The following is a 1,946-nucleotide window of genomic DNA, read 5'->3' as shown; positions in this document are numbered from 1 at the left end:
TGGTTAGAAGCGGTAATTGCAGTATCAACATAATCTTTTGTAGTTGCATCTGTACCAATTACGGGAGTCCCCATATTAGTAATAACACTTCCGCCGGCATCGTTACCTTCGGTCAATACTTGTCCTAAGTTCTGAATCTCATTAGAAGTACTTCCATCCACTTCTGTAAACGTACTGTTTACTATGTATGGATTGGCAGTTGTACCAGTTCCTGTTACACTGATGTCAGTTCCAGCAGTAACGATAGTTTCAGAACCATCAGCAGCAGCTGCAGTGATTGCATTATCTACATAATTTTTATTAGTGGCATCGTTTCCATCAATAGGAGCACCAATATTATCGATTACTAATCCCCCTGCATTGTTTCCATCAGCAAGTACTTCGTTAATATTCTGAATTTCATTAGTTGCATCTGTATCTCCATCGGCAGCTACGGCAGTTGAAAGATCAGCAATAGCTTCTTGTACAGTAGTTTCGTTTACAGTATCCCCATCAACGTCTAAAGGAGTGCTAAGATTTACCTGTGCTGAATTCTGAATTTCGTTAGTAGTACTTCCATCCACTTCTGTAAATGTACTGTTTACTATGTATGGATTGGCAGTAGTACCAGTTCCTGTTACACTGATGTCAGTTCCAGCAGTAACGATAGTTTCAGAACCATCGGCTGCAGCTGCAGTAATTGCATTATCTACATAATTTTTATTAGTTGCATCGTTTCCATCAATTGGTGCTCCGATATTATCGATTACTAATCCCCCTGCATTGTTTCCATCAGCAAGTACTTCGTTAATATTCTGAATTTCATTAGTTGCATCAGCATCGGCATCATTTACTGAATTAAGGAAAGCGCCTCCATCAGTTCCGGCAACAACTATATTACCAGCATCCGCACTCACAACAGTTTGGTTAGAAGCGGTAATTGCAGTATCTACATAATCTTTAGTAGCTGCATCTTGCGCATTAGTTGGGTTAGCGATATTTGCTATTGCTAAACCACCAGCATCATTTCCATCAGCAAGTACTTCATTAATGTTTTGAATTTCATTGGTAGCATCGGTGTCCAACGCAGTTTTATCTTCCCATGTTACTACCCCGGTAGCACTGGTAGTTAAAACTTTATCGTTACCACCAGAAGCAATATCTGTAGTAACAATGGTCCCATCAAGGATTTTGTCAGTAGTTACTGCATTGGCAGCAAGTTTAATATTGGTTACTGCATTGTTAGCAAGCTCATTGGTTGTAATTGCGTTTGCACCTATTTCTAGGTCGATCTCATCGTTAGCAGTATCGTCAGTTACTGTTATTTTTCCAGAGGTTGAATTGATATTTTTAAACTCAAGATCAGCACCTGTTTTTCTTGCAAATACACCCACACCTGCTGTACCTGCGTTAGAAGCAGTATTAGTTTGACCGGCAACAGCAGCAAAACCATCTACTTCGGTTTGAATTTCTTCAATGGCAGCTTGTACATCGGTACTGGTTGTGTTACCGGTAGGAGTAAAGGCTACTTGAGCAGCGGTTTGAATTTCATTCGTTGGGTCAGCATCAGCATCATTTACTGAATTAAGAAAAGCACCTCCGTCAGTTCCGGCAACAACTAAATTACCAGCATCCGCACTCACAACAGTTTGGTTAGAAGCGGTAATTGCAGTATCAACATAATCTTTTGTAGTTGCATCTGTACCAATTACGGGAGTCCCCATATTAGTAATAACACTTCCGCCAGCATCGTTACCTTCGGTCAATACCTGTCCTAAGTTCTGAATCTCATTAGAAGTACTTCCATCCACTTCTGTAAACGTACTGTTTACTATGTATGGATTGGCAGTTGTACCAGTTCCTGTTACACTAATGTCAGTTCCAGCAGTAACGATAGTTTCAGAACCATCAGCTGCAGCTGCAGTAATTGCATTATCTACATAATTTTTATTAGTAGCATCATTTCC

1 protein-coding gene is annotated in these 1,946 nt (G+C 40.1%); it reads right to left on the bottom strand.

The features are described from left to right. On the bottom strand, nucleotides 1–1,946 hold a 1,946-nt coding region (locus BD809_RS15695; RefSeq protein WP_170251923.1), incomplete at both ends, for a beta strand repeat-containing protein.

The sequence above is a fragment of the Aquimarina intermedia genome (assembly GCF_008124785.1).
GTDB classification, from domain to species: Bacteria; Bacteroidota; Bacteroidia; order Flavobacteriales; family Flavobacteriaceae; genus Aquimarina; species Aquimarina intermedia.
This window is presented reverse-complemented; position numbering and strand designations above follow the sequence as displayed.